We start from the raw sequence: 1863 nt of genomic DNA on the forward strand, positions 1-1863 counted from the left end.
GGCTTATCGAAAGTGGAAGGTTTTCGGCTTTATGATGTATCTTGTCATACGGGAACAGCACATCCCAGGGAGTGCTGGTCGCCCGCAACGCGACATCCATCTCTTCCAGACTTGTCTGTAGCTCGACACCTTCCTCTGTTATCAGACAGAACGCCTCCGAAGAATTTTTGTAAAAATGTGCCCAGGCCGCTACATTAGCAATAAACCAGTCTTTTTCAACATCCGAAACATCCACCCCAAATGTCCGGACAAAGTTCTCCGTATTACACTTGAGGTTTCGGGCTCTTATGGGGCTAGTATTGTCCCTTGTGTTATAAAGCTGTATATCGCTTGTGATGATATAATGTTCCATTAACTTTTAATCTCATACTACATGTCAACGATTAATTCACATTCCTTTTTGGATATAAAATAATACGCCATAGGGTGTCCGGGTATTATTTAGTTGCCTCCCACATGAAATTCGAATCGAGGTTAATTATCACATAATGATATTTCCATATTTTTTATATATCCTAGTTATAAGTAGTCTTAATTAATTGGCGAAATCAACTTCCCTCGTGCATTTCCCTTAAGATGAATAACGTTCCTTCTGTCTACTTCAAAATCATATAAATACCATATTCTAGTATGAGGTTCTAGCTCGATGTAATAACTTTTAGTCGTTTTACCACGAAGCGTGAGCCTAGTTTTAGCTGAAGACCACATATTGTCTGGTTTTGGCACTCCTGTATCATTAACAGTCCAATTCTTATAATGATCAAGCCCAGAAACAGTTCCATCTAAATTAAAGCAAACTGTACTTTCTTGATTTAAAGAATCCACATATATATATTTGCCACTTATTAAATATAGCTGGTAAATCTCACGAAAATCTTTTCTTGATAAAGGTTCTCTCAGCAGTCTAAATTTTACTGTGTCTGTTATTCCGTCATTTCTTACCATATTTAAAAAAACTTCATCTGGATGGATTTCAAGTTTCAAGTCCGACACTTTAGGTCCCTTATATCTAGATAAGGGACTTCCTTCGTCAAACTTCAGGTCTAACAATTGTGCTTTCTCTCCTTGGCGATAATTCAATAGGGTATTAACTTCCTGGCCTCGAATACGAATGTACAGATTCTGTCGATCGGATATAATCGCCTGTATAGGAGATGTATTGTCAAGATGCAAAGTCCGCTTACTTTTAAGGCTATCAGCCAACCCTTCATTGAACCATATTGCGTTAGGACGATTCTTTACGGTGACCTGTCGAGGTTTTTCTTGAGCTCCTGCCAGGAAAAAGGAAAGGCCCCAAACGAATAATATTACTATATTTTTCATAACATATTATCATTCGGATTGACAACCGGCATTACTTACAGGAATGAAAACTATCTCAGTGGGATTATTAAGCCATAATGATCCTATCTGGCCTGCATTATACATATCAATATGATTAGCACCTCCTCCTCTCATAAAAATAAAGCCAGTTTGGCCATACGAATCTGAGTTTAAAAAGTCATCTTCCGATGTAAACGTCTTTATACTACTTCCCATCCCTTTTGATTCAAAGTCATCTACAATATAATTTTTGAGATTAGTAGCTCTGATCGGATACCCTTCCGAAGAAAGAGGGTCATCATATTCTTCACCATAACTGCTAAAATCTATATCATAAACCTCTTGCATTGCAGACCCAACTCGAATAGCGCATTGATTGGCATAGTCATCACCACTTGGATGTGCAGGGTTGCCGTCTGGGCCATTTTCCGGATATGAATTCCAAAGGGCATCAAAGCAGAGCGTTGGCAAGTCATCCGCTTCGACGTCATTACTAGCTGGCGGCGGGGTATATATAGGCATACCGCCCCCTCCCGAACC

Annotated in this window: 3 protein-coding genes; all 3 read right to left on the reverse strand. The window is 39.3% G+C overall.

All coding sequences use genetic code 11. The features are described 5' to 3' along the window. Positions 1-352 (reverse strand): hypothetical protein (locus tag FXV77_RS21830; protein ID WP_148921367.1); only part of this gene is annotated, 352 nt, incomplete at its 3' end. A gap of 179 nt (positions 353-531) precedes the next feature. After that, the gene (locus FXV77_RS21835; protein ID WP_148921368.1) at positions 532-1323 is read right to left on the reverse strand and encodes a hypothetical protein; all 792 of its coding nucleotides are present in this window, start codon (positions 1321-1323) and stop codon (positions 532-534) included. 9 nt (positions 1324-1332) lie between these two features. Next, positions 1333-1863 (reverse strand): T6SS effector amidase Tae4 family protein (locus FXV77_RS21840; protein ID WP_222867858.1); only part of this gene is annotated, 531 nt, incomplete at its 5' end.

Origin of the sequence: Sphingobacterium phlebotomi, from assembly GCF_008180195.1 — a bacterium.
GTDB lineage: Bacteria > Bacteroidota > Bacteroidia > Sphingobacteriales > Sphingobacteriaceae > Sphingobacterium > Sphingobacterium phlebotomi.